Annotated in this window: 25 protein-coding genes; 5 read left to right on the top strand and 20 right to left on the bottom strand. The window is 65.1% G+C overall.

Annotation, left to right across the window (positions count from 1 at the left end):
* Nucleotides 1-14: 14 nt before the first annotated feature.
* Genes ACSYG9_RS12280 through ACSYG9_RS12260 form a run of 5 tightly spaced genes read right to left on the bottom strand, consistent with a single transcriptional unit; the run spans nt 15 to nt 5,115 of the window.
* On the bottom strand, nt 15-638 hold the full coding sequence (locus ACSYG9_RS12280) for a pentapeptide repeat-containing protein (protein ID WP_440127404.1): 624 nt from the start codon (nt 636-638) through the stop codon (nt 15-17).
* A 47-nt stretch (nt 639-685) separates the two neighbouring features.
* On the bottom strand, nt 686-1,321 hold the full coding sequence (locus ACSYG9_RS12275; protein ID WP_440127638.1) for a hypothetical protein: 636 nt from the start codon (nt 1,319-1,321) through the stop codon (nt 686-688).
* Entirely contained in the window at nt 1,305-3,020 is a 1,716-nt protein-coding gene (locus tag ACSYG9_RS12270) for an FAD-dependent oxidoreductase (RefSeq protein ID WP_440127403.1), read from the bottom strand. Before ACSYG9_RS12270 ends, ACSYG9_RS12275 begins: the two co-directional genes overlap by 17 nt.
* Nucleotides 3,017-4,540, bottom strand: a complete 1,524-nt coding sequence (locus ACSYG9_RS12265) for a flavin-containing monooxygenase (protein WP_454842656.1) — start codon at nt 4,538-4,540, stop codon at nt 3,017-3,019. The genes ACSYG9_RS12270 and ACSYG9_RS12265 overlap by 4 nt, the downstream gene beginning before the upstream one ends.
* Nucleotides 4,537-5,115, bottom strand: coding sequence for a TetR family transcriptional regulator (locus ACSYG9_RS12260; RefSeq protein ID WP_440127401.1), 579 nt, complete (start codon nt 5,113-5,115; stop codon nt 4,537-4,539). The genes ACSYG9_RS12265 and ACSYG9_RS12260 overlap by 4 nt, the downstream gene beginning before the upstream one ends.
* 169 nt (nt 5,116-5,284) lie before the next feature.
* Between ACSYG9_RS12260 and ACSYG9_RS12255 the strand changes: the two genes are divergently transcribed.
* On the top strand, nt 5,285-5,764 hold the full coding sequence (locus tag ACSYG9_RS12255; RefSeq protein WP_454842654.1) for a MaoC family dehydratase: 480 nt from the start codon (nt 5,285-5,287) through the stop codon (nt 5,762-5,764).
* Between the two features lie 79 nt (nt 5,765-5,843).
* On the opposite strand, the gene ACSYG9_RS12250 is transcribed toward ACSYG9_RS12255, so the two are convergent.
* The 5 genes from ACSYG9_RS12250 to ACSYG9_RS12230 all read right to left on the bottom strand — a co-directional run bounded on the left by ACSYG9_RS12250 (nt 5,844) and on the right by ACSYG9_RS12230 (nt 11,565).
* On the bottom strand, nt 5,844-6,878 hold the full coding sequence (locus tag ACSYG9_RS12250; protein ID WP_440127399.1) for an aspartate-semialdehyde dehydrogenase: 1,035 nt from the start codon (nt 6,876-6,878) through the stop codon (nt 5,844-5,846).
* Nucleotides 6,879-6,881: 3 nt separating this feature from the next.
* On the bottom strand, nt 6,882-8,147 hold the full coding sequence (locus ACSYG9_RS12245) for an aspartate kinase (protein WP_440127398.1): 1,266 nt from the start codon (nt 8,145-8,147) through the stop codon (nt 6,882-6,884).
* 78 nt (nt 8,148-8,225) lie between these two features.
* Nucleotides 8,226-9,482: a DUF4185 domain-containing protein gene (locus tag ACSYG9_RS12240; protein ID WP_454842652.1), complete on the bottom strand. Its 1,257-nt coding sequence runs from the start codon at nt 9,480-9,482 to the stop codon at nt 8,226-8,228.
* Between the two features lie 133 nt (nt 9,483-9,615).
* The gene (locus tag ACSYG9_RS12235) at nt 9,616-10,854 is read right to left on the bottom strand and encodes an RNA polymerase sigma factor (RefSeq protein WP_454842650.1); all 1,239 of its coding nucleotides are present in this window, start codon (nt 10,852-10,854) and stop codon (nt 9,616-9,618) included.
* Nucleotides 10,855-10,878: 24 nt separating this feature from the next.
* Nucleotides 10,879-11,565: a YciI family protein gene (locus tag ACSYG9_RS12230; protein WP_454842648.1), complete on the bottom strand. Its 687-nt coding sequence runs from the start codon at nt 11,563-11,565 to the stop codon at nt 10,879-10,881.
* Between the two features lie 269 nt (nt 11,566-11,834).
* On the opposite strand from ACSYG9_RS12230, the gene leuA reads away from it, so the two are divergent.
* The 4 genes from leuA (at nt 11,835) to ACSYG9_RS12210 (ending at nt 16,372) form a co-directional block, all read left to right on the top strand.
* On the top strand, nt 11,835-13,646 hold the full coding sequence (leuA, locus tag ACSYG9_RS12225) for a 2-isopropylmalate synthase (protein ID WP_454842647.1): 1,812 nt from the start codon (nt 11,835-11,837) through the stop codon (nt 13,644-13,646).
* A gap of 265 nt (nt 13,647-13,911) precedes the next feature.
* Nucleotides 13,912-14,289, top strand: a complete 378-nt coding sequence (locus tag ACSYG9_RS12220) for an SHOCT domain-containing protein (RefSeq protein ID WP_169690686.1) — start codon at nt 13,912-13,914, stop codon at nt 14,287-14,289.
* 126 nt (nt 14,290-14,415) lie between these two features.
* Nucleotides 14,416-15,669 (top strand): MurT ligase domain-containing protein, encoded by a 1,254-nt coding sequence (locus ACSYG9_RS12215; protein ID WP_440127393.1) that lies wholly within the window; start codon nt 14,416-14,418, stop codon nt 15,667-15,669.
* Nucleotides 15,662-16,372: a type 1 glutamine amidotransferase gene (locus ACSYG9_RS12210; RefSeq protein WP_440127392.1), complete on the top strand. Its 711-nt coding sequence runs from the start codon at nt 15,662-15,664 to the stop codon at nt 16,370-16,372. The genes ACSYG9_RS12215 and ACSYG9_RS12210 overlap by 8 nt, the downstream gene beginning before the upstream one ends.
* Nucleotides 16,373-16,377: 5 nt before the next feature.
* Here ACSYG9_RS12210 and ACSYG9_RS12205 read toward each other — a convergent pair whose 3' ends face one another.
* From ACSYG9_RS12205 to ACSYG9_RS12160, 10 genes are all read right to left on the bottom strand, one after another.
* Entirely contained in the window at nt 16,378-17,193 is an 816-nt protein-coding gene (locus tag ACSYG9_RS12205) for an alpha/beta fold hydrolase (protein WP_440127637.1), read from the bottom strand.
* Nucleotides 17,194-17,351: 158 nt separating this feature from the next.
* The gene (locus ACSYG9_RS12200; protein ID WP_454842643.1) at nt 17,352-18,248 is read right to left on the bottom strand and encodes an SDR family NAD(P)-dependent oxidoreductase; all 897 of its coding nucleotides are present in this window, start codon (nt 18,246-18,248) and stop codon (nt 17,352-17,354) included.
* Nucleotides 18,249-18,253: 5 nt separating this feature from the next.
* A complete protein-coding gene (locus ACSYG9_RS12195) occupies nt 18,254-19,159 on the bottom strand; it encodes a TIGR03619 family F420-dependent LLM class oxidoreductase (protein ID WP_440127390.1) in 906 nt (301 codons plus the stop codon).
* A gap of 132 nt (nt 19,160-19,291) precedes the next feature.
* Nucleotides 19,292-19,837 (bottom strand): hypothetical protein, encoded by a 546-nt coding sequence (locus ACSYG9_RS12190; protein WP_440127389.1) that lies wholly within the window; start codon nt 19,835-19,837, stop codon nt 19,292-19,294.
* Nucleotides 19,834-21,045, bottom strand: coding sequence for an MlaD family protein (locus ACSYG9_RS12185; protein WP_454842641.1), 1,212 nt, complete (start codon nt 21,043-21,045; stop codon nt 19,834-19,836). The genes ACSYG9_RS12190 and ACSYG9_RS12185 overlap by 4 nt, the downstream gene beginning before the upstream one ends.
* A complete protein-coding gene (locus tag ACSYG9_RS12180) occupies nt 21,042-22,103 on the bottom strand; it encodes an MCE family protein (protein WP_440127387.1) in 1,062 nt (353 codons plus the stop codon). The genes ACSYG9_RS12185 and ACSYG9_RS12180 overlap by 4 nt, the downstream gene beginning before the upstream one ends.
* The gene (locus ACSYG9_RS12175; RefSeq protein ID WP_440127386.1) at nt 22,100-23,215 is read right to left on the bottom strand and encodes an MCE family protein; all 1,116 of its coding nucleotides are present in this window, start codon (nt 23,213-23,215) and stop codon (nt 22,100-22,102) included. Before ACSYG9_RS12175 ends, ACSYG9_RS12180 begins: the two co-directional genes overlap by 4 nt.
* Nucleotides 23,212-24,249, bottom strand: a complete 1,038-nt coding sequence (locus ACSYG9_RS12170) for an MCE family protein (protein ID WP_454842638.1) — start codon at nt 24,247-24,249, stop codon at nt 23,212-23,214. The genes ACSYG9_RS12175 and ACSYG9_RS12170 overlap by 4 nt, the downstream gene beginning before the upstream one ends.
* A complete protein-coding gene (locus ACSYG9_RS12165) occupies nt 24,246-25,268 on the bottom strand; it encodes an MCE family protein (RefSeq protein WP_454842636.1) in 1,023 nt (340 codons plus the stop codon). Before ACSYG9_RS12165 ends, ACSYG9_RS12170 begins: the two co-directional genes overlap by 4 nt.
* Nucleotides 25,265-26,467, bottom strand: coding sequence for an MCE family protein (locus ACSYG9_RS12160; RefSeq protein WP_454842634.1), 1,203 nt, complete (start codon nt 26,465-26,467; stop codon nt 25,265-25,267). Before ACSYG9_RS12160 ends, ACSYG9_RS12165 begins: the two co-directional genes overlap by 4 nt.
* Nucleotides 26,468-26,531: the final 64 nt, after the last annotated feature.

Below are 26,531 nucleotides of genomic sequence, written 5' to 3'. Positions count from 1 at the left end.
AACCACCCCGGGACTCAGCCCTGCACGACCTGAAGGCCCTGTGCCCCCGCGTACGCGAGCGCCTGCCCGAAATCGATCTTCGCGCCCCGCAGGCTCGCGGAAACCCAGAGCATCGCGTCGACGCGCGCTCCTGTCAGGTCTGCTCCGTCGAGTCGTAACCCACCCGCACGCACGCCGCTGAGGTCAGCGCCGACGAGCAGCGCTTCCCGCAGATCCGCCTCGACCAGGTTCGCCTCCCGCAATCGGCAACCGCTCAGGTCCGCCTTCCGGAGATCGACACCGCCGAGTGAGGTCAGACTGAAGTCGACCTCGTCGAAGATCAGCGGGCGCATCCGGCAGTCGCGGAAGACCGAACCGAGAAAGGTCGAGTTCCGGAAGGTGCTGTCGCGCAACTGCGTGTACTCGAAGGTGCAATTCCGGAACGCCGCGCCGGAATGCGTCGACCCGGTGAGATCCGCACCTGTGAAGTCGCAGTCGGTGAAGGTGACCGCTTCCGTCCGGAGCCCTGTGAGGTCCGCATCGTGAAAAGTGCAGCCGGTGTACTCCTGACGACGCCACTCCTGCCGCGGCAGGCGAGCATCCGAAAAGTCCTCCCCTACGATCTCGTCGATACCGGCTTCGAAGGTGGAGTCACTCATGCCCTCCAGTGTTCACCATGGCCGGTCGTGCGGATCGAGGCCTCCGGCTATCGCTCGATACGCGCAGGCCCTGTCGCCATCGAACCCGAAGTGATGACGATTCCGTGATGGGTGCCCGGCCGGAGCCAACGACCCAGCGTCGGCCCCTCGGCATCCACCGTGACCCGCGCATACCGGAAACGACCACGCAAACGAGCAGACGCTCGACACAGTGCGCCGTCCCCGTCCGGCTGGGCGAAGGTCAGTCCCCCGACGATCGGAAGCTGAGGGCCGCGCGGTGACGCGGAAGTCCGCACTTTCCAGCTCTCCGAGACAGCGGTGAAGTCGCCGAGGACGTCCCCCGAGAATTCGGCAAGCACCTTCGGCAGCTTCCAATGCTCCCGGCCACCGTGCACCGACCGCGCCGAGTCGACAGCGATGAACGGTACCGCCATCGCGGGGATCAGACCTCGACGAAGCACTGGACTGGCCAGAATCTCCCGATAGGGACCGACCGGGGACTCCAGGTAGTCGACCATCATCGCCAGTGTCATCGGCACGATCGGGCCTCCGGGACCGTACTCACGGGCCGCGGGAGTACTGCGGTGCCACCACAGGGTGGCGCGCACGCTCGCCGGCCACGGTGGCGGTGGCGACGCCGGCCAGTCTGTCCGTCCATCGTCGCTTTCAGGAACGCTCCACAGCACCGGCCGTCTCCTCACGTCGTATCGGGAAAAGAGGTAGGCGCAGCGCGCCAGGTGCCTCTGCGGGCACAGCCGGTCGAAGCGGACGCACAGGTTTCACCGGCGCATAGGGTGCCCCGACCTCCGGCCGGGTATCGTCCTCGCCCTTGTTCGGCCACAACGCCATTGCTCGCTCCGCCTGCGCGGTGATGGTGAGCGAGGGATTGACGCCGAGGTTCGCGGTGACCACAGAGCCGTCGACCACATGAAGGCCTTCGTGGCCGTACGCGCGCAGATAGGGATCGACGACACCCGTCTCAGGCGAGTCACCGATCACGCAACCGCCGAGGAAGTGCGCGGTCATGGGGATGTTCACGAGATCGAGCAGCGATCCGCCCGGATCGCCACCGATCTCGTCGCCCACCCGCCGGACCGCCTCGTGCCCGACGGGGATCCACTCCGGTGGCGGATTCCCGGGACCCTGCTTGCTGGTGACACCGTGTCCGAGCGGGCTTCGCCTGCCGGCAAGTTCGAGGGAATTGTCGTCGGTCTGCATCACGAGCGCGATGACGGTGCGTTCGGACCATCGTCGTACCGACAGGCTGCGCAGGAAAGCTCGCGGATTGCGGGCCGCCACACCCACGAACTTCGCCAGCCGGGGTACCCGTCCACCGCCGTCGACGAGGAGCGCCTGCAGAAGTCCGATCGCGTTGCTGCCCTTTCCATATCGCACCGGCTCGATGTGGGTGTGGTCGTCCGGGTGGAACGATGAGGTGATCGCAACACCTTCGGTGTAGTCGACATCGCGATTCTGCGCCGTTGCTGCGAGTACCGCCTCGGAATTGGTCCGAACGACACGACCGAGCCTCGGCGACAACCGGGAGAGATCGCCGCTCTCACGCATCGCGAGAAGCAAACGCGCAGTGCCGTAGGTTCCTGCCGCGACCACGACCTGATCAGCGGTGAAAGCCTTGCGACGCTTACGGATACCGTCCGTGCTGCGCGTCTCGATCTCGTAGCCGCCACCCGGGCGAGGCGTGACCCGTGTTGCGGTGGTGAGGGGATGGATCCGCGCGCCCGCACGCTCTGCGAGATGGAGATAGTTCTTGACCAGGGTGTTCTTGGCACCTACGCGGCAGCCGGTCATGCAGCTGCCGCACTCGGTGCATCCTGTGCGCTCGGGGCCCGCGCCACCGAAGTACGGATCGGGGACGGTCTTGCCCGGCTCGTCGAAGAAGACACCGACCGGGGTCGGACCGAAGGTATCGCCCACGCCCATATCGTCGGCGACCTTCCGCATCACCTCGTCGGCAGGGGTGACGCTCGGGTTCTCACGCACCCCCAGCATCCGCGAGGCCTGCTCGTAGTAGGGCGAGAGTTCGGCCTCCCAATCGGTGATGTGCCCCCACTGCGGATCCTGGAAGAACCGAGACGGCGGACGGTAGAGGGTGTTCGCGTAGTTGAGCGAGCCTCCTCCGACCCCGGCCCCGGCCATGACCAGTACGTCGGGTAGGAGGTGAATGCGCTGCACGCCATAACATCCGATCGCAGGAGCCCACAGATACTTACGGAGCCGCCAGCTGGTCTTCGGAAGCTCATCGTCGGTGAAACGACGGCCTGCCTCGAGGACTCCGACCCGGTAACCTTTCTCGGTCGAACGCAGCGCGGAGACGCTGCCACCGAATCCTGATCCGATGACGAGGACGTCATAGTGGGTCATGCTCGTACTCCCGAGTTCGTGGCCCGCAGGGCATAGTTCTCTGCATCGAACTCCCTGGTCCGATTACGGTAATGCCAGGTGAAGGTCGGCCACATCACCGAGTTCCGGCCGGTCTTGTCGAGGTACCAACTACTACAGCCGCCGGTGTTCCAGACCGTGCCTGCCAGCATCGGGTCGAGCTCTTCGGCGTAGCGGCGCTGCGCGTCGGCCCTGACCTCCACCGCATCGAGACTGCGGGTGCGCATGACGCGCAGCGCATCGGCGATGTACGCGGCCTGGGACTCGAGCATGTACACGATGGAGCTGTGCCCCAGATTGGTATTCGGGCCGTACATGAGGAACAGGTTCGGAAAGCCGTTGATACTGATTCCCAGATGCGCCGACGGGCTCCCGCTCCACACGTCCGCGAGGCTCCGTCCGCCTTCTCCTCGGACATGCTGCGCTACAGGTGGTTCGGAGGGAGTGAATCCGGTTCCGAAGATGATCGTATCGACGGGATATTCGTTGCCTGCGGCGTCGAGGACTCCGCTTTCGGTCACCGCGGTCAGCGCCGAGGAGACGACTTCGACATTACGACGGGTGATTGCCGGAAACCAGTCGTTGGACAGCAGAATTCGTTTGCAGGTGATGGCGAAATCCGGCGTGAGACGTTTTCGCAGTTCGGGATCGGGCACCTGCTTGCGCAGGACAGAACGGGCACGCTTCTCGAACAGCGGCAACGCGTACTTCCGCGCGAGGGGCTTCGTCATCCCGATGACGTACAACTCCTTCTGGCCGTACACGGCACCGCGCACGGCCTTCTGGATCAGGGGAAAGCGGCGATACAGCGATCGAACCGGAGAAGCGATGGCGTGATCACGCTTGGGCATCACCCAGGATGCGGTGCGCTGGAAGAGCGTAAGGCGGTCGACCTTGTCGACGATCTCCGGAACGAACTGGATGGCCGATGCTCCGGTACCGATCACCGCGACCCGTGCGCCGGTCAGGTCATGGTCGTGGTCCCACTCTGCGGAGTGGAACATCTTCCCGCGGAAGAGTTCCAGACCCGGGACCTTCGGCAGGGTGGGAGTCGAGAGGGCGCCTGTCGCGACGATGAGCACATCGGCGGTGAGGTCGCCACGCGAGGTCGACACCGCCCATCGCGCTTGTTCCCCGTCCCACTGCGCATCGCGCAGTTCACACCCGAACAGCGTGCGCCGCGTGACGCCCAGTTCGCCCGATACCCGGCGGAGGTACGCGTAGATCTCGGCCCGGGTACCGTGCGCCCGCTTCCACTCGGGCTCCGGCGCAAACGAGAAGGAGTACAGTGCACTCGGAACATCGCATGCAGCACCGGGATACGTGTTCGCCCGCCAGGTCCCGCCGACATCGTCGCCGCGTTCGACGACGAGGACATCGGCGGCGGGATCGTCACGCAAGACCGTGGCGGCCATCCCGATGCCACCGAACCCCGCGCCGACTATGAGCGTGCGGACGTGCCGAGGGAGCGTTTCCCGGCCGGTCGGATCGCCAGATCTCATTTCATCACCAGAGCCTTCCACGCCGGAAGCAGCCGCTCCCGGAACTCACGATCGGATTCGGGGGTGCGCATCAGGGCCGATACCGCCAGCCCCCGGGCGAGCTCGATACTGAGATCGATCGACTCGGGGCTCATCCGGTCACCCATGATTTCCATCAATCCCACGTGCAGCGCATCCGATACCTTGCGTTCCAGTGGGACCATCGCGGTGTGCAACGCCGGATCGGTGCGCGCCGCAACCCATAGTTCGAGCGCGGCATCGAACAACGGTCCGGAGAACGCATCCATCAGCGTTTCCATCCCGACTTCGGGATCCGGTTCCGCTTCGAGGATTTCGACGAGACGCTTGTCGACGAGGTGCTCCACAGCCGCGACCACCAGAGATTCCTTGGTCGGAAAGTGGTGGAGCTGCGCTCCACGCGACACCCCGGCCCGCGTGGCGATGCCGTGAGTGCTGGTGCCCGAATACCCCAGTTCGACGAGGGATTCGACCGCCGCGTCGAGCAACTTCCCGCGCGTCGCTGCGGTGCGTTGCGCTTGAGTTCGCGCGCCGGCCGCTACAGTGTCGTGGATCACGCTACTCAGCGTAACGGCAAATCAACAAACAGTCCAGACTGTTTTTATCTTCTACCTACGGTGCCGCAGGGTGCCGAGACCCATTCGATACCCAACCCGGGACCAAGCAGTGGCACACAGAGCAGAATCGCTTACGCGCACAGCAATACCGACTAGTAAGGGAGTCCCGATGACGTCCACTGAAACCGCCGGTACACACGTCTCGACCCTCGCCGAACTCGCCGGATACGTCGGCAGACCCCTCGGCCTCAGTTCCTGGATCACCGTCGGGCAGGATCGGATCGACACCTTCGCCGATGCCACCGATGACCATCAGTGGATCCATATCGACCCCGACCGCGCGAAGAAGGAAAGCCCGTTCGGCGGGCCGATCGCACACGGGTATCTGACGCTCTCGCTGATCATCCCGATGTGGTACGAGGTACTGAAGGTGGACAGCGTGACGCTGGCACTCAACTACGGCCTCGACAAGGTTCGTTTCACCAACCCGGTACCGGCAGGCGGGCGAGTACGACTCGACGCAACCTTGAAATCACTCGAGGAGCTACCCGAAGGCGGCGTCCAGATCGTCATCGAGGGCGTGATCGAACTCGAGGACAGTGAACGCCCCGCAGTGGTCGTCGAGGCGATCTATCGCATGTTCGAGTGACAGCACCCTCGGAACGAGGGAACGGCACCCTCGATCGTGACGATCGAGGGTGCCGTTCGTTCGAAATACACGCAGTAGTCTACCGAGCCAGAAGCTCCGCAATCTGAATGGTGTTGAGCGCAGCACCCTTCCGCAGGTTGTCGCCCGACACGAACAGTGCAAGACCACGTCCCTCGGGGGCTCCCGGATCCTGGCGGATACGACCGACCAGCGACACGTCGTCGCCGGCAGCGGCGAGCGGCGTCGGCACATCGACCAGCTTGACACCCGGAGCAGACGCGAGGACCTCCTGCGCGCGAGCGGGCGAAACGGGACGCTCGAACTCCGCGTTGATCGAAAGCGAGTGACCGGTGACGACCGGGACGCGCACACACGTACCCGAAACGAGCAGGTCGGGAAGACCGAGGATCTTGCGCGACTCGTTGCGCAGCTTCTGATCCTCGTCGGTCTCACCGGATCCGTCGTCGACGATCGCCCCGGCCATCGGGAGAACGTTGAACGCGATCGGCGCGACGTACTTGTCGGGCGCCGGGAAATCTACGGCGCTACCGTCGTGCACGAGCTTCTCCGCGTCACCGATGACGGCGCGCGCCTGGCCGAGGAGTTCCTCGACGCCTGCGATACCACTACCCGACACCGCCTGGTAGCTCGAGATGACCAGTCGCTGTAGACCCGCCTCGTCGTGCAGGGCCTTGAGGACCGGCATCGCAGCCATCGTCGTGCAGTTCGGGTTGGCGATGATGCCCTTCGGCGGGTTCTTCGCGTCCTCCGGGTTGACCTCGCTCACCACGAGCGGAACCTCGGGATCCTTGCGCCACGCCGACGAGTTGTCGACGACGGTCGCGCCGGCTGCGGCGAACCGCGGAGCCTGCTCACGCGACAGGGTCGCGCCTGCAGAGAACAGGGCGATGTCGATGCCCTTCAAGTCGTCGTCGGAAGTCGCGGCCGCGTCCTCGACGACGATCTCCTCGCCGCGGAACGGGAGCTTCTTGCCTGCAGAACGCGCCGATGCGAAGAAGCGCACCTTGTCGGCCGGAAAGTTGCGCTCCTCGAGGAGGGTGCGCATGACGATGCCGACCTGCCCGGTCGCACCGACTACAGCGATGGTTGTCATGGCTTACCGTCCCGTCCCTGCGTGCACGACGGCTTCTTCCTCGCCGCCGAGTTCGAACGCGGCGTGGAGTACACGCACCGCGTCGTCGAGTTCGTTGTCATCGACCAGCACCGAAATGCGGATCTCGGAGGTCGAGATGAGGTCGATGTTGATGCCGGCATCCGCCAATGCCTCGCAGAACTTGGCGGTCACGCCGGGGTGGCTCTTCATACCCGCACCGACGAGCGACACCTTGCCGATGTGGTCGTCGAACAGCACCTGCGTGAAGCCGATCTCGTCCTGACGCTTGCTGAGCAGCTCGACGGCGCGCGGGCCGTCGGAGGTCGGCAGCGTGAAGGTGATGTCGGTCTTGCCGGTCTCCACCTTCGAGATGTTCTGCAGCACCATGTCGATGTTGATCTCGGCGTCGGCGACAGCGCGGAACACCTTCGCGGCGTAGCCGGGCGTGTCGGGCAGTCCGACAACGGTGATCTTCGACTCGCTGCGGTCATGTGCAACGCCGGTGATCAGGGCTTCTTCCACGGGGATGTCCTCCATCGATCCGGTCACGAGGGTGCCGGGCTTGGTGGTGTACGACGAACGAACGTGCACGGGCACGTTGTAGCGGCGGGCGTACTCGACGCAGCGCAGCATCAAGACCTTGGCCCCACATGCTGCGAGTTCGAGCATTTCTTCGAAGGAGACCTTGTCGAGCCGCTGCGCATCCTTGACGATGCGCGGGTCGGCGCTGAACACGCCGTCGACGTCCGTGTAGATCTCGCAGACGTCCGCGTTCAGTGCGGCAGCAAGAGCGACAGCAGTGGTATCCGATCCGCCACGACCGAGCGTCGTGATGTCTTTGTTGTCCTGACTGACGCCCTGGAATCCGGCGACGAGCACGATGCTGCCCTCGTCGAGCGCAGTACGCACCCGACCGGGCGTCACGTCGATGATCTTCGCCTTACCGTGGCTGCTGGTGGTGATGACACCTGCCTGCGAGCCGGTGAAGGACCTGGCTTCGGCGCCGAACGAGTGAATTGCCATCGCGACGAGGGCGTTGGAGATGCGTTCACCGGAGGTGAGGAGCATGTCCATCTCACGTGCGGGCGGGGCCGGGCAGACCTGTTGGGCGAGGTCGAGGAGTTCATCGGTCGTGTCGCCCATTGCCGACACGACCACAACGACGTCGTTGCCCGCCTTCTTGGTCTCGACGATCCTTTCAGCGACGCGCCGGATCCGTTCGGCCGTCGAGACCGACGATCCTCCGTACTTCTGGACGACGAGTGCCACGCTGGCGAACCTCCGGGGTCTTGGGTACAAGTCCAGGAAGCAAGCTTACCGATGCCGACGGCCCGCGCGGCTCTCGCCCTATCCGGATACGGTCGTGTGCAAAAGCATGACGTTGTAATCGCTCCAGCGTGAGACCGTGAAATAGAGGTCGTCACCGGTCGACCACGGATGGATGAACGGCGCATAGAGACCCCCGGCCCGATCGTGCGTCACGAGCGGGCGAGGCTCACCCCACGGACCCTCGGGCGATGCGCTGGTCCGCAGTTCGATCGCGCCGTCGGCGTCGTCGCCGTAGAGCATGACGAATCGGTCGCCGGTGAAATGAACCGACAGCTCACCCACCGCACCCGGGACGATCGGCACAGCACGATCGACATCACCCGGTATCCATCCGTCGGCGGTCCAGTACTCGTACGCGGCGAGGTCGAGGATCCGGTGCTCGGGCACGCGCGAGAGGAACGCAGCGCCGAACCTGCCCTGCGGCGTCCCGTAGTCGTAGAGATATCCGCCGTGCCGTACATACGCGTGCTGTTGGAAGTTGGCGTTGCCCACCGACAACTGCTGGACACCCGGAATGTCGAGAGGCACATTCAGCCGCGCGGTGGCCGGGTCGACCTGCCAGGTCTCCCCGTTGTCGACGGAGGTGCCGATCATGGACGCGTTGGTCCACCATTCGCCGTGATCGCCCCAGGCCCGCACCGACATGAAGTTGATGTACTGCACGCCGTCCACGGCGATCCCAGCGGTGGGAATCACGGTCTTCTCGATCCCTTCGATCCCGAGCGACCCCACCAGCTCGCGGGAGAAATCAGGAGCGTGCGCATCCACCGGCGAACCGGCGTGAATGTCGCCGGGAACCGGGTCGGGAACGTCGATGCCGTCGGCCAGGCTCGCATCCGAGCTACGCATCAGAATGTTGTGCCGCCACTGTTCACCGGGGACAGTGCAGTCTCCGAAGGTGTCGCCGAAGGCCATGAGAATCCTGCGGTCCGGTCCGGCTGCGCCGTTGTCCCACATGATCGCCAGGTCTGTACCCGAAACGGAGAATCGCCTATCGGTCCGGTTGTCGCTACGCGGTCCGGTGACCCATGCGACGGCCCGCGTGGGCCCTGGCCCCAGGTCCGGTAGCAGGTTCTTCGGCGCTCCGGGCAGGAGATCCGCACTACCACCGCTACCGAGGCCTCCGCTACCGAAACCGCCACTACCGAGCCCGCTACCACTTGGGCTCTCGTGGCCACACGGTTCGGCGCCTGCCTGCACGGCCAATGGCACCGTTCCACCCAGTGCGATGACAAGGGCGCAGCCCCCGATGGCCGCCCTCCTCGAAGACCGCATGAACCACACCCCTCACCACTCGCCTGGTACCAATGTGACTGGTGATACTCGAGTTACTTCTGAGCACAATAGGGCGTCGAGGTACGAACATGCGGGAAGCGCTGATTTCAATCGGGTCACGAACGCACCCGGGTCACCCCCCACCTCCGGCGATGTCGATCTCGACGAGGCGTCGACGCAGCACTCGGGCGATCGACTCGTTGCCCGTCACCGCGAGCGCGGCACGATAAGCCTCCGCTGCCTCGGCGAATCGACCCGCACGACGCAACAGGTCGGCGCGAGCCGGCTCGTACAACCGGCGCAGTTCGGCATTCTTCGGCACCGCAGCGAGCGCGTCGAGCCCCACATCCCATCCATCACGGAACCCGAGCGCAACCGCCCGGTTGATCTCGACCACCGGCGAGTCGGTGATGGCGACCAGGCGATCGTAGGCTGCCGCGATCACCGGCCAGTCCGTGCGCTCCCACGACGGCGCGGTGGCGTGCACTGCCGCAATGACTGCCTGAAGCAGGTACTGCCCCGTCGAACCGGCAGCTCGATCGAGCGCGGCCAATCCCTGAGCGATGGAGTTCGCGTCCCACTGGGTTCGATCCTGATCTTCGAGCGGTAACAGTTCGCCACTACCGTCGCGACGGGCGCCGCGCCGGCTGTCCTGGAGCAGCATGAGAGCAAGCAGCGCCCACGCTTCCTCCTCGTCCGGCATGAGCGTGCACGTGAGGTGGCCGAGCCGGATCGCCTCGGCGCACAGGTCCGAACGAATCGGGGAATCCCCCGCCGTCGCTGAATAGCCCTCCGTGAACACGAGGTAGATACACGCCAGCACTTGCGGGACACGTTCCGGCAGAAGATGTTCGGCAGGGAGCCGAAGCGGGATCGCCGCATCCCGGATCTTGGTCTTCGCGCGAGTGAGTTGCCTTGTCACAGCCGATTCGGACTTCAGGAATGCGCGCGCGATCTCGGTCGCTGTGAGGCCGCACACCAGCCGCAGGGTCAGTGCGACCTGCGCATCGCGCGCAAGGGCTGGATGGCAGCAGGTGAAAAGCAAGCCGAGCTCATCGTCGCGCACCGCGCGGTGCTCATCGTCGCGCACCGCACCGTCCCCCGAGCGCGGCAGCGGCGCGAGCGCGACCGCGGCGGATTCCTTCCCATTGCGTGCGGCCTCCCGACGCAACCGATCCACTGCGCGGTTACGGGCCACCGCGGTGATCCACGCTCCGGGGTTCGAGGGGATACCACGTTCCGGCCACGTCCGCAGGGCCTCGACGAAGGCGTCCTGAACAGCGTCCTCGGCGAGGTCGAGATTGCCGAACGCACTCACGACGGACGCGACTGCACGACAATGTTCCGCCCGGAACACCTCCGCCGAGTCCATGCCCATTGCTTACTCGTCGACTGCTTACTCGTCGACCATGCGCCGCACCTCGACGCTCCCCTTCGGCCCCACCGGGATCCGGCAGGCCAGATCGGCCGCCGCGGCTCGGTCGGGCGCCGACAGGATGTACAGGGCGATCACTGTCTCCTGCGCATCCTCAGGCCCGTCGGAGAGAATCATCTCGTCGCCGCGGGTCCGCACGGTGGTAGCGGAGGAGGGCGGACGGAACACCGCGACGCCGCGGATGGCGTCGGGTACCGCGCGGAGGGATGCGCTCGCCGAGTGATCGACGGTGCCTTGTTCCGCGTTCTGCGCCTGGTCGCGCACTACCGCGAGCCAGCAGCCGGCCAACTCTTCCGACACGGTCCAGCTTTGCAGCGGCCACAGTTCGGTATAGCCGTCGTCCATACCGGGGATACGGCGCGTCAGGTCCAGCGCTGTATCGAGGTCATCGGCCGCGAAGACGTAGAAACCACCGACCACCACCTCGGCCAGCTCAGCGAAGGGGCCATCCGTGATCAGCGGTGCGCCATCCGATCGGCGGATGGTCACCGCATCCACCGACGGGTACAGAGCAGCCCCGCCCACTATCGCCGCGCCCGCGTATTTCCCGAACTCGTCATGGAGAGCGACCTCCGCGTCGAACTCGTCGGTTCCGGGTACGACCTCCGGCCCGATCTCCGGACCCACCAACAGCGCGAGAAAGTCCATGATTACCATCCTCTCGTGTCCGTGAGGAGCAGGAAAGCCCCTCACCGTGACGACGAACGAGCAGGTGCCGATCGGACACCGCACCGCCTGCGGACAGCCCCGCGGGCGAAGAGTGGTCTTGCGCGTTACACTGCTTGGCATGCAGCGTGCGCTTCTTCTCGGCCGCCGCGGCGGGATTTGACCAGACCGGCCTCCCGTCGCGGGGTTTCGTCGCGCCGGTCGATATCCTGATCTGGACTCACAAGTCCCCTTTTTTCTTGGAGTACGTCATGTCACCCGCCGACGCTTTCACCTCCGGTTCGCGAAACATCACGCCGCCGACCAAGCCTGCTCCCGCCGACCAGGCATCGTGGAACAAGCAGAAGAACTCATCGATGCCCACCTACCGGTACCGGCCCTTCGCCGAAGAGGTGGAGCCCGTCTCGCTGCCCGACCGGACATGGCCCGACAAGATCATCGACCGCGCACCGGGTTGGTGCGCCGTCGATCTGCGTGACGGCAACCAGGCGCTGATCGACCCGATGAGCCCGGCCCGCAAGCGCCGCATGTTCGATCTGCTGGTCCGCATGGGCTACAAGGAGATCGAGGTCGGCTTCCCGTCAGCAAGCCAGACCGATTTCGATTTCGTCCGGGAGATCATCGAGGACAACGCAATCCCCGATGACGTCACCATCCAGGTGCTGACGCAGTCGCGGCCCGAGCTGATCACCCGCACCTTCGAGGCCTGCGCAGGCGCGCAGAACGTGATCGTGCATTTCTACAACTCGACGTCCATCCTGCAGCGCCGCGTCGTGTTCAAGGCCGACCAGGCCACCGTCAAGAAGATCGCGACCGACGCGGCGGAGCTGGTGATCGAGACGGCAAAGAACTATCCGGATACGAACTGGCGGTGGGAGTACTCCCCCGAGTCCTACACCGGCACCGAACTGTCGTATGCCAAGGAGGTGTGCGACGCGGTCGTCGAGACCCTCGGCGGCACCCCCGAGAACCCGGTCATCATCAACCTGCCCGCCACCGTCGAGATGGCAACGCCGAACGTCTACGCCGACTCGATCGAGTGGATGCACCGGAACCTGGCCGAGCGCGACTCGATCATCCTGTCGCTGCACCCGCACAACGACCGGGGCACCGGCGTTGCCGCGGCCGAGCTGGGTTACCAGGCCGGCGCCGACCGCATCGAGGGTTGCCTGTTCGGAAACGGCGAGCGCACCGGAAACGTGTGCCTGGTGACGCTGGGCCTGAACATGTTCAGCCGCGGCGTCGACCCGCAGATCGACTTCTCCGACATCGACGAGATCCGGCGCACCGTCGAGTACTGCAACCAGCTGCCCGTGCCCGAGCGTCACCCCTACGGCGGCGACCTGGTGTACACCGCGTTCTCCGGCAGCCACCAGGACGCCATCAACAAGGGCATGGACGTCATGAAGGCCGACGCAGACGCCGCGGGCGCCGATGTCGACGACATCATCTGGGCGGTTCCGTACCTGCCGATCGACCCGAAGGACGTCGGTCGAAGCTACGAGGCCGTGATCCGCGTGAACTCGCAGTCCGGCAAGGGCGGCGTCGCGTACATCATGAAGCACGACCACGGATTGAACATGCCGCGCCGGCTCCAGGTCGAGTTCTCGCAGGCCGTGCAGAAGGTCACCGATGGCGAAGGAGGCGAGGTCAGCCCGAAGGAGATGTGGGACATCTTCAACGAGGAGTACCTGGCACCCATCACGCCGCTCGAGCGCATCAAGCAGAAGGTCACCGCAGCCGAGACCGACGACGGCGAGGACACCGTCGTCGCCCTGCTGAAGGTCGACGGCGTCGAGAAGGAGATCACCGGTTCCGGCAACGGACCGCTGGCAGCATTCGTCGACGGCCTGGAATCCCTCGGCTATCAGGTGGCGGTGCGTGGCTACGCCGAGCATGCGATGTCGGCCGGTGACGACGCCAACGCCGCGGCATTCGTCGAAGCCGACGTGACACGTCCCGACGGCACTACCGCTCTGGTGTGGGGTGCGGGTATCGCACCGTCGATCACCGTAGCGTCGCTGCGCGCAGTCGTCTCGGCAGTCAATCGTGCCCACCGCTGACGCGATGAAGGTGAACCGCGCTCACCGCTGACGAAGCGATCAGCTCCCCCGAACGCGGCGGGGCCCCGTCGGGGCCCCGCCGCGTTCGTCGTCCGGCCCTGGAGAACTCAGAGTTCGCATTCCCCTGCAACAGGACAATCCCGGCTGTAATCTGCGGATGGCATCTCGACTCGATCGCGTTCTGCTTTCCGGAAAAGCGCGGTACTCCGTCGAAATCCGAATTGGGTTCGTGCACATGATTGTCCATACGTAGACGGAGAATTGCATGGAATTCTGGGACATCATCTGGTACATAATCGTATGCTTCGCCTTCATCGCTTACCTGATCATGCTGTGGATGATCATCAGCGACCTGTTCCGGAATCGGGAACAGTCCGGCTGGGTCAAGGCGATCTGGATCGTCTTCCTGTTCATCGTCCCGTGGCTCACCGCCCTGGTGTACCTGATCGTGCACGGCGACGGAATGGCGAAGCGGTCGGCCCGCGAAGCGGCCGAGTTCAAGTCGGCACAGGACAACTACATTCGGGACGTCGCAGGAAAGAAGTCTCCTGCGGAACACATCGCGGATGCGAAGGCACTCCTCGATTCAGGCACGATCACCGAGGACGAGTTCCAAGCCCTCAAGGCGAAAGCTCTGGCCTGATCCCCTCCGATCCGCCCCGATCGGCGTGATCGAACCGCGTCGCGCGAACATGAATCCGCAACCGTGTCTCATCACGCCGATCGGGCAGGGTACGAGTCCGTAACACGGCTGTGGAAAACTCGGCGCGTGGCTACAACGACGGGGATCTCGGCTCGCGGACGCATCGCGTTGCGCGCGGCCGAAGCGGCTGCGTGGGCATCACGCAAAGCCGGACGAGGTAACGGCTCGATGATCGGCGGGCTCATCGCCCTCAAAATCGATCCGGGGCTGATGACGCAGCTCGGTCGCGGGCGCCGCACCGTGCTGGTCACCGGCACCAACGGAAAGTCCACGACCACGCGGATGACCGCGGCCGCGCTCGAAACCATCGACGCCGTCGTGACCCAACCCGATGGTGCGAACATGGACGCCGGTATCGTGTCGGCTCTCGCCGCGAACCGCACCGCGCGACTCGCCGCTATCGAGGTCGATGAACTCCATACCCCGCATGTCGCCGATTCGCTGGAGCCCGAAGCGATCGTGCTGCTCAACCTCACCCGAGATCAGCTCGACCGCGTCGGCGAGATCAACATGATCGAACGCAGGCTTCGCGCGGGGTTGCAGGGGCACACCGACGCAACGATCATCGCCAACTGCGACGACGTGCTGGTGACCTCCGCCGCTTTCGACAACCCGAACGTCGTGTGGGTCGCCGCCGGAGCCGGGTGGGCCGGCGACTCGGTGAGCTGCCCCCGCACCGGCGAACCCATCGTGCGCGAAGGCAACCACTGGTACAGCACCGGATCGGACTTCGCCCGTCCGACGCCCGACTGGTGGGTCGACGAACACAATATCTACGGGCCCGACGGGCTCGTCCTGCCCTTGAAGCTGACGCTGCCTGGGCGTGCGAACCGCGGCAATGCGGCGCAGGCCGTGGCCGCCGCCGTCGCACTCGGTGCGGATCCCGCGAAAGCTGCGGCAGCCACATCCGTGGTCGAAGAAGTCGCGGGACGCTACAAGACCGTGCAGGTCGGGCCACATTCGGTCCACATGCTCCTGGCAAAGAACCCCGCCGGCTGGCAGGAGGCACTGTCGATGATCGATCCGACGGTCGACGGCCTGGTGATCGCGGTCAACGGTCAGGTGCCGGACGGCGAGGACCTGTCGTGGCTGTGGGACGTACGTTTCGAACACTTCGAGAATGTGCAGGTGGTCGCCGCAGGTGAGCGCGGCACCGACCTGGCCGTGCGGCTGACGTACGCCGGAGTCGAGCACACACTCGTCGCGGATCCGCTGCGCGCCATCGCCTCGTGCCCTCCCGGACGCGTCGAGGTTCTCGCCAACTACACGGCGTTCCGGGATCTGAACACCGCGATCGCCAAGGGGGCTACGAATGTCTGAGTCGACAGTGCGGATCGGCCTCGTCCTGCCCGATGTCATGGGCACCTACGGCGACGGAGGCAACGCACTGGTGTTGCGCCAGCGCCTCCGCATGCGCGGCCACAACGCAGAGATCATCGAAATCGGCCTGGACGATCCCGTCCCTGATTCACTCGACCTCTACACACTCGGCGGCGCCGAAGACGCGGCACAGCGCCTCGCGACACGCCACCTTCAGCGCTACCCAGGTCTGCAGAAAGCGGCGGAACGCGGCGCACCCGTCCTGGCGATCTGCGCGGCGATCCAGGTGCTCGGGCACTGGTACGAGACTTCGGCCGGTGAGCGCGTCGACGGTGTGGGCCTGCTCGACGCGACGACGTCACCGCAGAAGACCCGGGCGATCGGGGAGATCGTCATCACCCCGAGCATCCCGGGCCTCACCCTGCCGGTCTCCGGTTTCGAAAACCACCGGGGCGGAACGACGCTCGGATCCGATGCGAGCCCCCTCGGCAAGGTGACCCGAGGCGTGGGCAACGGCGTCGGCGACGGAAGCGAAGGCGCGGTGCAGGGTTCGGTCTACGGAACATATCTGCACGGCCCTGTGCTGGCACGCAATCCCGAATTCGCAGACCACCTGCTCGCTCGCGCACTGAACGTCGAATCTCTGCCCCCACTCGACCTACCGGAGGTCGAGCAGCTCCGCCGGGAACGACTGCGCGCGTAGAAGTCTCAGTTCTGTGCGACGTGGCCGAGAATCAGACCCGCCAGTTCCTCCGGCACCTCATCGGGGATCCAGTGACTGACCCCGGCGAGTGTTTCGAGGCGGTAGGGCGCCGCGACGTAGCGGGGGTTGGCGTCGACCGCGGCGCGCCCGATCGCAACGTCGGCGTCGCTCCACACCATCAGTGTGGGCACCTCGACACGGCCGAGACTCGAGCGTGGATCGGTCAGCGGTAGCGAGCGGTACCAATTCAGCCCGCCCCGGACCGCAAGGCGATCACCCATGCGCTCCACGTCGCGCGCGGCGGCAGCCGGCGTCTGCCCCGTCCTTCGCAGGACGGCATTGCTCACCGCGGGGACGGTCAACAACCTTTCCGGAATCCACGGCAACTGGAAAGCCAACATGTACCAGGACTTGAACAGTTGCGTGCTGGTGATCATCGACCGCAGGAAAGCGGCGGGGTGCGGTACCGACACCGCGGTCAGCGTGCGCACCACATCCGGATGCCGCGCGGCCGACGCCCATGCGACGGCCGCACCCCAGTCGTGACCCACCAGGTGGACGGGACCTCCCCCCACCTTCGCGATGAGGGCCTCCACATCGGCGATGAGATGGAAGAGGCGATAGTCGCGCCGACGCAGCGGTCGCGCAGACGGGGAATAGCCGCGCTGATCGGGCGCGATCGTGCGATATCCGGCCTCGTTCAGCTTCGCCGCAACGCCGTCCCACGACCGAGAATCCTGCGGGAAGCCGTGCAGCAGGACGACCGGTTCGCCGTCGATCGGGCCTTGATCGCGCACGTCGAATGTCAGGCCGTCGCGCATGACAGCATCGATTCGTTCCCCCACCGAACTCCTCCCCGATCGCCCCCTGAACAGGGGTTCGGCCCGTCGATACGCTCTCGCGTTCTCCGGGCCGGATCTCTGCTTCACGAGCCTCTGTCGTCCTCGGACGTCTGCTCGATTCGCACTTTCGATGTTATCTACATCACACCGCCTGCGTCAAGAGGCCGCGTCGATTCTGCGCCGGCCAGGATCCGCGACGGAACATGGTTCGCCCAACCGGATTCGGGCCAGTTGAACCAACCCGACGATGCGAAGGTCCCGCCGTCCGGGTGCAACGTCGTCCCGGTGATGAACGCCGACAACTTCGATGCAAGGAAAACCACACTGTTCGACACATCGGTGACGTGTCCTGCCCGGCCCATCGGGATCGCGACACGGAGCCCGTCGGGAGTGGACAGGGACGAATCACCCCCGCCGAGGGAGGCCAGCTTGGCGAGATTGGGAGTCGGAACGTAGTCGGGCGCCACATTGTTGACCCGGATGCCGTCAGGTGCAACCTCGATCGAGAGTGTTCGCGCGAACTGCTCGACAGCCGCCTTCGCCGCCGAGTAGACAGCGAAACCCGGCGCCGCCCGGTGCGCTTCGATTGTCGTGAGATTGATGATGCTGCCACCGCGACCACCGGCCTGCATCCGGGGCACCGCGAGTGAACACGCGTGGAGCACGTGCGAGAGGTTGGTACGCAAGATCGCGTCCCACCCCTTGGCACTGGTGTCGACGAACTGCGCCCGGAAAGTTCCTCCGACGATGTTGACGAGGGAGTCGACCCGGCCCCACCGCTCGTCGACCCGATCGAACAGCGCGGTCAGCGCGTCGGGGTCGCGGACGTCGCCCTGCGTGACGATGCAGTCGACGCCCCGCTTGTCAAGTGAGTCGCGTAGTTCTTTCACCGCAGCGTCGTCGAGGTCGATGACAGCGGGACGCACCCCGTTCGCGGAGAGATCCTCCACGATAGCGGCACCGAGACCTCCGGCACCGCCGGTGATCACGGCGACAGTCCCGTCCAATTCAGCACGTTCTTCGAACCAGCCCATGCCGCTCACCCTCGCCCGATGTAGGTGGATCCGAAGGACTCGAGGAACTCGACGGTGGCCGAAAGACTCTCGATGGGGCACGACACCAGCACCCAGTCGACTCCGGCCTTCTCCAGTTGGTCGAGCACGTCGCGATGCCTGTCGACGTCGACGGTGGGCGAGGAGATCTCACTGCTGTACGAATAGACGACATCGATGTGGTCGGTGCGACCTGCCGTGACCGCTTCCGCACGGAGCTCGGCGATATCGCCGCCGAGTTGCTCGACCGGGCCGAGTTCTGCGGTGCGTGCCGTCGTACTCAGGGTCGCGCCACCGGACATCGGCATCCACCCCTGGGCGCGCTGCGCAACCCGGCGCCTGGTCAGTTTGGAGTTGCCTCCGATCCAGATCGGAATCGGATCCTGAACAGGGCGGGGTCGGGCGATGATGTCCTGTGCGCTGAAATGCCGCCCCTGGTACGAGAACGGTTCGCCGCTCCAGTGCAGCGGGAGCACATCGAGCGCCTCGTCGAACAGTGCGTTGCGCTCGTCGAAGTCGACGCCGAGCGCGTGGAATTCACGCTTCTGATAACCCGTTCCGATGCCGAGGGTGAACCGACCACCGGACAGCTTGTCCAAGGTGGCCGCTGCCTTCGCGAGCAGGAACGGATTGCGGTAGGGAACTACTGCGAGATAGGTGAGCAGCCTCAGCCGCTCGGTCGCGGCGGCCACGTAGCCGAGCGCGACGAATGAATCGAGAGTCTGATGCCCGCCGCGGTCGAGCCACTTCGCGCCCGGTGCCGGATGTTCACTGAACGAGAGTGCATCGAATCCTGCCCGTTCCGCCGCGACGGCGACATCGCGCAGCGGGCCCGGGTCGAGAACATCGCCGTCGGAACCACTGATCTCGGGGTAATGGAAGATGAAGCGCATCGCCTGCCTCGTCGCACCTGAGAATCCGACCAGGATTCTGAATCGAGAAAACTATCCTTCCGATTCAAGATAGTCAGATTCTCACGTGATGCAACAGGGTCTGGGCACAGCCCGGCCTCCGGTGCGTGGTCGCTACTTCGCGTCGGCACCGTCGAGCATCCACCTGCCGTCGATGCGCTCGAGTGTGATGAGGAACCTCGTCGCATCGGTCCGCCCCTCCGGGACGACGACGTTCTTCACGTCCTGATCGAGGAACACCAGCACCGTGGCCGTGTCGCCGTCGAGGGTTTCGAGTCCGGCGTGGGAGACCGTCGCGACCGACGCGCCCTGCCCGTTCTCGACGAGTCCGCGCAGGTCACCCGCGACACCCGAGTACTTCGCCGCGAATTCCTCGGTGGAGGCCGCAGTCACGGCCGCAAGTGAATCGTCGAACGACTGGTAGTCGTAGGTGCCCAGAGTGGTCGCATACTCCCGGGCAGCGGCGACCGCATCGGTGCGCAGAGACTCGGTCTGCTCGGCCTGCCACCACCGGAAGCCGCAGAAACCCGCGGCGAGAGCCAACAGGACGATCACCGCGATGGCAACCGCCCCTCCCTTCCCGGAGCGGCGAACGGGCTCCTGTTCCGATTCGTCGCTCTCGGTGGCGACGGCGACGTCGGCGGGGTTCTCGTCGATCAATTCCCGAGTCCTTCCAGGAGTTTCTGCCAGTAGTTCAGGACCTCGACGCCCGTCGGGATCAGGAGGGGGTCGTCGGCCATATCCGGCCCGGACACGGCGCCCGGAGTGGTCTGCCCCTGCAATCCCAGATCGTTCGGTCTTGGCGCAACACGTGCTCCGCGTTGGGAGAGATCTTCTCCTGGCGGGCAGTACAGGGAGCGGTTGGGCTCACGCGGACTCTCGTCACCGACCATCATCCGCTGGGTGTCGTAGACGCAGACCGGTCCCTGCGTTCCGACCAGCGAGAAGTCGGCGCGGTCGCCTTTGACGATGCCCGAGAGGTCGGCGAGCGTCGCGGGCATGGCATCGAGGAGCGCAGAGGCCGCGGGTGCACGCGGGCCTGCCACCTCTCCGATCATGACGAGATTGGTCATGAGCACGCCGAAGTTGTCCTTCGTACCGGCGAACAGTTCTTCGGTACGTGCAAGCGCTTCGGGTGACCGGCCGAGCAGGTACACCAGCGATTCTCTGCTCCCGACGAGCTGGTCCGACACGTCGCGGAAGGCACGCATCGAACCGGGGAAGCTCTCCGAGTTGCGCGCGAGGGAGTCGATCAGTCCGAGGCCTTCGTCGAGCAGTGTCGCAATGGTCGGGGCGCGTTCGGCAACCATTGCAGACAGGGAGTCGGCGTTCTCGAGCAGTGCTTGCAGTTCCGGTCCCGTGTCGCGGAGCGCGGTGCCCCATGTATCACCCAATGACACGATCGAATCGGCGTCGATGCTCTCGACGAGCTCGGTCATGTGCAGCAGCAGTTCATCGAGACGCATGCCCTGCATCTCCTCCGGCACCCGGAGTGTGTCGCCGCTGGTCAGATACGGTCCGTCAGCGGTCTCGGGCTCGATGTCCAGCGCGAGGATGCCGATGGCCGTCGCAGTGGACACCCGACCCACACTACCGACAGGGATCTGTGTTCCAGGATCGAGCGCGAGTTCCGCTGTGGACCCGACACCGCCGGGATTGATCGTGACCGACTCGACCGTTCCCACCGCGACGCCGCGATAGGTGACCGAGGTGCCAGGCCCGATACTGCGTGCATCGGCCAGTGTCGCTGTCAGTTCGACGGCGCCGCCGAGGCTCTGCGGGCCGAGCACATAACGGACGCCGAACAAGGTTGCGAAAATGCCGACCAGCACGAACGCCACCAGCTGAACGAGAACGGGGCGGGTCATCGGAGTCCACCTTGCAGCAGGTCGGCCAGGTCCGACGCGATGTCGACGGGCTGTGATGCGTCGGTCTCCTCGCCGGGCGGCATACCGCCGGTGACGAGCAGATCGATCGCGGCAGGAATGTCGAAAGCACCGTCGAAGAGCAGATAGTCGCCCCGCACCGCCGAGTTGAAGCCGGCGATGAAACCGTTGACGTTGACGAGCATCGACCCCACCGTGGCGTTGAAGTCGCGGATTCCCGCAGTGATCTCTGCGAGGTCGTCGACCGCAGTGCCGATCGTGGCGTCTTCGGCCATCACCGTATCGATCGACGACACCGCTGTTGCCGTGCTCGACACCAATGTCCGGAGGTCCTGCTGCTGCGCGGCAAGGAGCCCGATCAGAGCCGTGCTGTCGGCGATCCCGTTGTCTATCAGCTCCTGCTGCTGCGCGAGCCGCGCGGTCACCGAATCGACGGCTGCGAGCGTCCGGTCGAGATACTCGGTGTTCTCGTCGGCCAGCGCCATCGTGGAGTCGAGCTTCGTGAGCATCGTACGGATCGACTCCCCGCGGCCTCCGAAGGCAGCATCGAGCTCGGTGGTGATGGTGCTGAGCTGGTCCAGCCCGCTGCCGTTGACGACATTGCCGAGCATCGCGAAAGTGCTCTCGATGTCGGGTCCGAGCTCGGTCCGGGTGATGGTGTCTCCTTCGGCGAGCAGTTCCTTCGATGCCTCTTCCGGCAGGTCGATCTGGATGTACGGACTGCCCAAAGCCGAGGGCAGACGAACGGACGCACCGACGTTTGCCGGGAGATCCACGGACTCGTCCATGCTCAGCTCGACGAACGCCTGCTTGCCGTCGGTGGACATCGAGTACACGCGGCCCACGATGGCCTGTCCGGCCCGGACCTCCGCACCGAGATCGACACGGTCGGCGCTCTCGAAGACCGCGGTCACGATGAAGGTGGATCCTGGCCCGGTCCGGCCCATCGGCAGACTCTGGAAGCTCAAGCCACAACCCGACGTCAACAGGCCGACTACCACAGCGAGGGCGACGAATACGATCCTGCTCCGCCGTGTCATCGCGGACCTCCTTCTCCCAGAGCGCGATCCAGAGACTCGGGAACAAGGTCTTCATACGGATCGGACAGGTCGAACGGCACGGTGAGCGGATTGGTGAAACCTGCGCCGGTACACAGCGGCAGGCGTTCGCGAGCGCACAACTCCTGCGCGCGAGGGAATTGACTGATCTGAGTCGAGATGTTCAGACGGATCCGGCCACGTCCGTTCTCTCCGATCGCCTGGTCGATGTTCTGCATCGCAAGGGGCAGGACGTCGAACAGCTCCGCCAGCCCCACCTCGTTTGCCGCAAAGGTGTCGGTGAGGACACGAGCATTCGCCATGACCTGTTCGACGTCACCTCCGCGCTCGGCGAGGAGGGTGTCGAGCTGATCGAGGATCGTGCTCAGTTGGGAGATCGGTGCCGACACATCGAGGTTCTGCCGCTGCAGTTCCTCACCGAGTTCGGCGACACCGTCGACCAGCTCGGTGAGTGATCCCTCACGAGAATTCACCGCGCGCACAGCCGCCCCGAGATCATCGATCAGTCCGCCGATGTCCTCGGACTTTGCTCCGACCACCGAAGTCGCCTGCCCCAGCGCAACGATCGCCCGGTTCATCTGCTCACCGAGGCCCTCCGTCGCGTCGGCGGACACTTCCAGCGTTCGACCGAGATCGCCGCCTTCGGGCCCCATCGCGGCCGCGAGCGTGTCGACGCTCTCGAGCATCTCGTCCCAATTGATGGGTGAATGACTACGTTCGACAGGAATCACGCCGTCGTCGCCCAACTGCGCTCCGCCGCGGTAGGCAGGCGCGAGCTCGACGAACCGGTCGCTGATGACCGACGGGTTCATCACGAACGCCGTGACATTCTCGGGCAAAGCGATATCCGACGGCACAGACATCGTCACCTCGACGTATGTCCCGGCGGGACGGACTTCTTCGACGGTGCCGACGGGCAGGCCCAGTACCGCGACATTGCTCCCGGGGTAGATTCCACTCACGGTGGCGAACTGCGCGGTGACGGTGCGGGTTCGGTCCGGACCCACCACGTACCAGACACCGGCGGCGCACAACGCCAGCACCGCAACGATCGCGACGCCGCGAATCAGCCATGTCTTCGCAGTCGGATTCACTTGCAGCCCTCCATCACTGCGATGGAGCACAGGAAATTGTCGGGGATGGGACCAGCAGGTGCATGCACGTCGACCCACGTCCCGTTACCCGACGCGTTGGTGGCAGCGCGTAGAGCGGACGGGAATTCGAGGAGGATGCGGTCGATGTTGTCGGCGTTCGCCGCAAGCGTGTCGGTCACCGAACGCATGTTCACGACGAGGGCGTTCAGGTCGTCGGAGTTGTCGGTCAGGAACGTCTCGGCCGACTCCGTGAGCGTTCGAAGATCCTCGACCAACTGGAAGAGCGCGTCCTTCCTCGCGGTGAGAATGTTCACCACCGCAGTAGAGTTCTCGACGAGCGCGGCGACATCTTCGCTCTGATCGGTGACGATCGAAGTGAGAGATTTCGAGGCCTGGAGCAGGGAAGTGATGCGAGCGTCGTTGCGCACCAGCATCTGCGAGGTCGCTTCCACCCCCGCGAGTGCGGAGGAGATCTGCTCCGAATCGGATGGCATGGTGTCGGCGAGGGTCTGCATCATCGCCTCGAGTCCTTCGACGTCGAGGCCGTCGGCCACGTGCTCGGCATCGGTGGCGAGTTCGTCGAGACTGTACGGAACACCGGTGCGGGCCAGGGGAATCAGACCGTCATCGAGCTCACCTGCTCCAGCAGGCTGCACCGAGAGATAGACCTTCCCTAGAACGGTCTGGAGCTTGACCTCGGCGCTCGTCCGGTCGCCGAGCATCTGCGACCGGTCGAGGCGGAAACCGACGATCAAACGATCACCGGACAACTCCATCGACTCCACCCGTCCGGCCGGAACTCCCGCCACATACACAGGATCGTTCGGCTCGAGTCCTGCAGCATTTGCGAGTTCGGCCGTGTACGAGTCCGTGCGCAACCAGTACACCACCGTCGGGGCCGCCAATGCCGCCAGCATGAGCACCGCTACCAGCGCCATACCTGCGATACCCAGCACGATCGGGTTCGCATTCCGATCGTGTCTACCGGAGAAGATCGCGGCGAAAGTGTCGCGAAGTGTGCGCCCGAGACTCATCGGCACACCTCCGAGTAGGTCGACCCGAAGATGTTGGTCTCGAAGTCGTTCGATTCGATCGTGAAATTGCACATGTAGAGGTTGAGCCAGCCGCCGTAGTCGCCGATCCTGTTGATCTTGTGCCCGAGCTCGGGCAGCAACGCCATCGAGCGGTTGAACTCGTCGGTCTGCGGAACCCAGGCATCGGTCATGGCTCGTAGGTCGGTGACGGTGGTATCGAGCGGTGCCATCGCACCGGCCATCAGCACCGCGGTGGACCGCACCGCAGTGGAACCGCGATCGATGAGTGTGGCGAGCTGATCGGTGTCGCCCGCGAGCGCCTGCCCCACCACATCCATACCCGAGATGAGTTGTGATATTTCGTCGCTTCGCCGGTCGACGACGGTGACGAGTTGTTCGAGGTTCACGATGACGTCGCTCAACACCTGCTCCTGCTCGACGATGTCGGTGCTGACGGAAGCCACGTGCAGAAGCAATGATTCGAGGGTCGCGCCCTGCCCTTGGAAGGCGTCGACGACCGAGGCCGCAAGGGAATTCATCTGCGCCGGGTCGATCGCTTCGAAGAGCGGCTTGAATCCGTTGAGCAGCGCGGTGAGGTCGACGGGAGGAGTGGTCTGCTCGATCGGGATCGTCGAGCCGGGTTCGAGCACCTGACCGGTCGTGTCGCCGGGCAGGCTCAGGGCGACGTACTTGACACCGATCATGTCGCCGTAGTTGATGTCGGCGAGCACGTCGGTAGTGAGCTCGTGTCCGGACTCGATCTCGAAGTCGATTGCAGCACGGGATGTACCGTCGTCCTGCGGTTCGAATCTCACATCGGACACCTGGCCGATGCGTACACCGGCGAGGGTGACGTCGCTGCCCGGGGTGAGACCTTCGACATCGGTGAATTCCGCGGAGTAGTCGGTGGTGGACCCGACGATGGGGCGTTCCAGGGTGTTGCCGACGAGGACCGCTGCGAGGACCCCTGCCAGGCAGAACCCGGCGAGCTGGATCCCCGGTCCGATATTCGCTCTCACGGGATACTCACCGCCGCTCCTCGTACCAACGGGCCGAGGAGGACCGAAGCCGCGGTGGATGGATCACGCAGCAGCGCTGCAGGATCGGCCGGGTCGGCGCCGGCAGAGATCTGTTCGAGGAACCCGAGCGGCGCGCTCTCTGCAGTGCCCGACACGACCTGTCTGCGGCTCGTTGCGGAAGTCTGCACCGGGTCGCCGCAGTTCGAGCCCTCCATGCCGGGGTATCGCGGGCAATCCGCACTGGTGTACGGCATGGGATCAGCGAAGTCGGCGATCGCGGTGATGTTGAATCGGCCTGTCGAGAATACTCGTGCGCCCGCTTCACCGAAGATGCCCACATTCTTCAACGTCGCGTCGAGCCCCTCCGTGTTGCCGGCGAAGGCCCCGACGACCGGCGCTCCGTTACGCACGACTGCGATCATGTTGTCGGTGTTCGCGGAGAGCAGGTCGGCTCCCTGCGTTCCGAGCGCGGCGCCGCCGGACAGGAGACGGGCAATTCCGTCCTCGTGTTCGAGCGCGATCCGCGACAGTTCGGAAGCGTTCTGCATCACGGTGATGACGTCGTCGGTGGCGGCAGACATCGACTCTGCCACGTCCGCCATCTGCGGCGCCGCCGCGATACCGGCGTCGACGAGCGGACCGAGGTCCTCCGTGAGCGCGGCCATCCGATCGATCGTGGCGCCCAGCGCTTCTCCACGACCCTCCAGAGCCTGGCTCACAGCATCGAGTGCGGTGGACAACTGCTCGGGACGCAGCTGTTCGAGCATGTCGGCGGCACGATAGTAGAGATCGGCGAGCTGCACGGCCTCATCCGACGTGTCGAAGGCGACCTCGGCGCCGTCCGAGAGTCGCGGGCCGATCTCCGGGTTCTCCGGCGGGACGAGCTCGATGAACACGTCGCCGAAGAGCGTGCGCGGGACGATCCGCGCTACCACGGACGCGGGAATTTCGGTGATCCCGTCCTCGCCCAGTTGCATGGTGAGGCGAGAGCTTGCGACACCTGCGTCGATACCGATGACGGAACCGACATGCACTCCCTGGTACTGCACACCCGCGGCACCCTGGATAAGGCCGGCTTCGGCCGGGACTGTCGCGTTTACCTGCGGATCACGCGAGAGAACACCTGCGCCCGACGCCACGAGCAGTCCGCCGATCACGATCAGGACGACGGACGCGATCGCACCGATGACGGCGAGCATGCCCCTGCCCGGACCTCCCGTCCGGTTCCTGCGTTGCCTTGCAACTTTGCCCCCGGTTCTCGAC

The sequence above is a fragment of the Rhodococcus sp. SJ-2 genome (assembly GCF_053750035.1).
Note: the sequence above shows the minus strand (reverse complement) of the source record. Positions and strands in the feature narration are given on the sequence as shown.

Bases quoted from the DNA above. Each gene is read 5' to 3' on its own strand.
- ACSYG9_RS12280 (WP_440127404.1), bottom strand. From the start codon at position 638: ATGAGTGACTCCACCTTCGAAGCCGGTATCGACGAGATCGTAGGGGAG.
- ACSYG9_RS12270 (WP_440127403.1), bottom strand. From the start codon at position 3,020: ATGACCCACTATGACGTCCTCGTCATCGGATCAGGATTCGGTGGCAGC.
- ACSYG9_RS12265 (WP_454842656.1), bottom strand. From the start codon at position 4,540: ATGAGATCTGGCGATCCGACCGGCCGGGAAACGCTCCCTCGGCACGTC.
- ACSYG9_RS12255 (WP_454842654.1), top strand. From the start codon at position 5,285: ATGACGTCCACTGAAACCGCCGGTACACACGTCTCGACCCTCGCCGAA.
- ACSYG9_RS12250 (WP_440127399.1), bottom strand. From the start codon at position 6,878: ATGACAACCATCGCTGTAGTCGGTGCGACCGGGCAGGTCGGCATCGTC.
- ACSYG9_RS12240 (WP_454842652.1), bottom strand. From the start codon at position 9,482: ATGCGGTCTTCGAGGAGGGCGGCCATCGGGGGCTGCGCCCTTGTCATC.
- ACSYG9_RS12235 (WP_454842650.1), bottom strand. From the start codon at position 10,854: ATGGACTCGGCGGAGGTGTTCCGGGCGGAACATTGTCGTGCAGTCGCG.
- ACSYG9_RS12230 (WP_454842648.1), bottom strand. From the start codon at position 11,565: ATGGACTTTCTCGCGCTGTTGGTGGGTCCGGAGATCGGGCCGGAGGTC.
- leuA (WP_454842647.1), top strand. From the start codon at position 11,835: ATGTCACCCGCCGACGCTTTCACCTCCGGTTCGCGAAACATCACGCCG.
- ACSYG9_RS12220 (WP_169690686.1), top strand. From the start codon at position 13,912: ATGGAATTCTGGGACATCATCTGGTACATAATCGTATGCTTCGCCTTC.
- ACSYG9_RS12210 (WP_440127392.1), top strand. From the start codon at position 15,662: ATGTCTGAGTCGACAGTGCGGATCGGCCTCGTCCTGCCCGATGTCATG.
- ACSYG9_RS12205 (WP_440127637.1), bottom strand. From the start codon at position 17,193: ATGCGCGACGGCCTGACATTCGACGTGCGCGATCAAGGCCCGATCGAC.
- ACSYG9_RS12200 (WP_454842643.1), bottom strand. From the start codon at position 18,248: ATGGGCTGGTTCGAAGAACGTGCTGAATTGGACGGGACTGTCGCCGTG.
- ACSYG9_RS12195 (WP_440127390.1), bottom strand. From the start codon at position 19,159: ATGCGCTTCATCTTCCATTACCCCGAGATCAGTGGTTCCGACGGCGAT.
- ACSYG9_RS12185 (WP_454842641.1), bottom strand. From the start codon at position 21,045: ATGACCCGCCCCGTTCTCGTTCAGCTGGTGGCGTTCGTGCTGGTCGGC.
- ACSYG9_RS12180 (WP_440127387.1), bottom strand. From the start codon at position 22,103: ATGACACGGCGGAGCAGGATCGTATTCGTCGCCCTCGCTGTGGTAGTC.
- ACSYG9_RS12170 (WP_454842638.1), bottom strand. From the start codon at position 24,249: ATGAGTCTCGGGCGCACACTTCGCGACACTTTCGCCGCGATCTTCTCC.
- ACSYG9_RS12160 (WP_454842634.1), bottom strand. From the start codon at position 26,467: ATGCTCGCCGTCATCGGTGCGATCGCGTCCGTCGTCCTGATCGTGATC.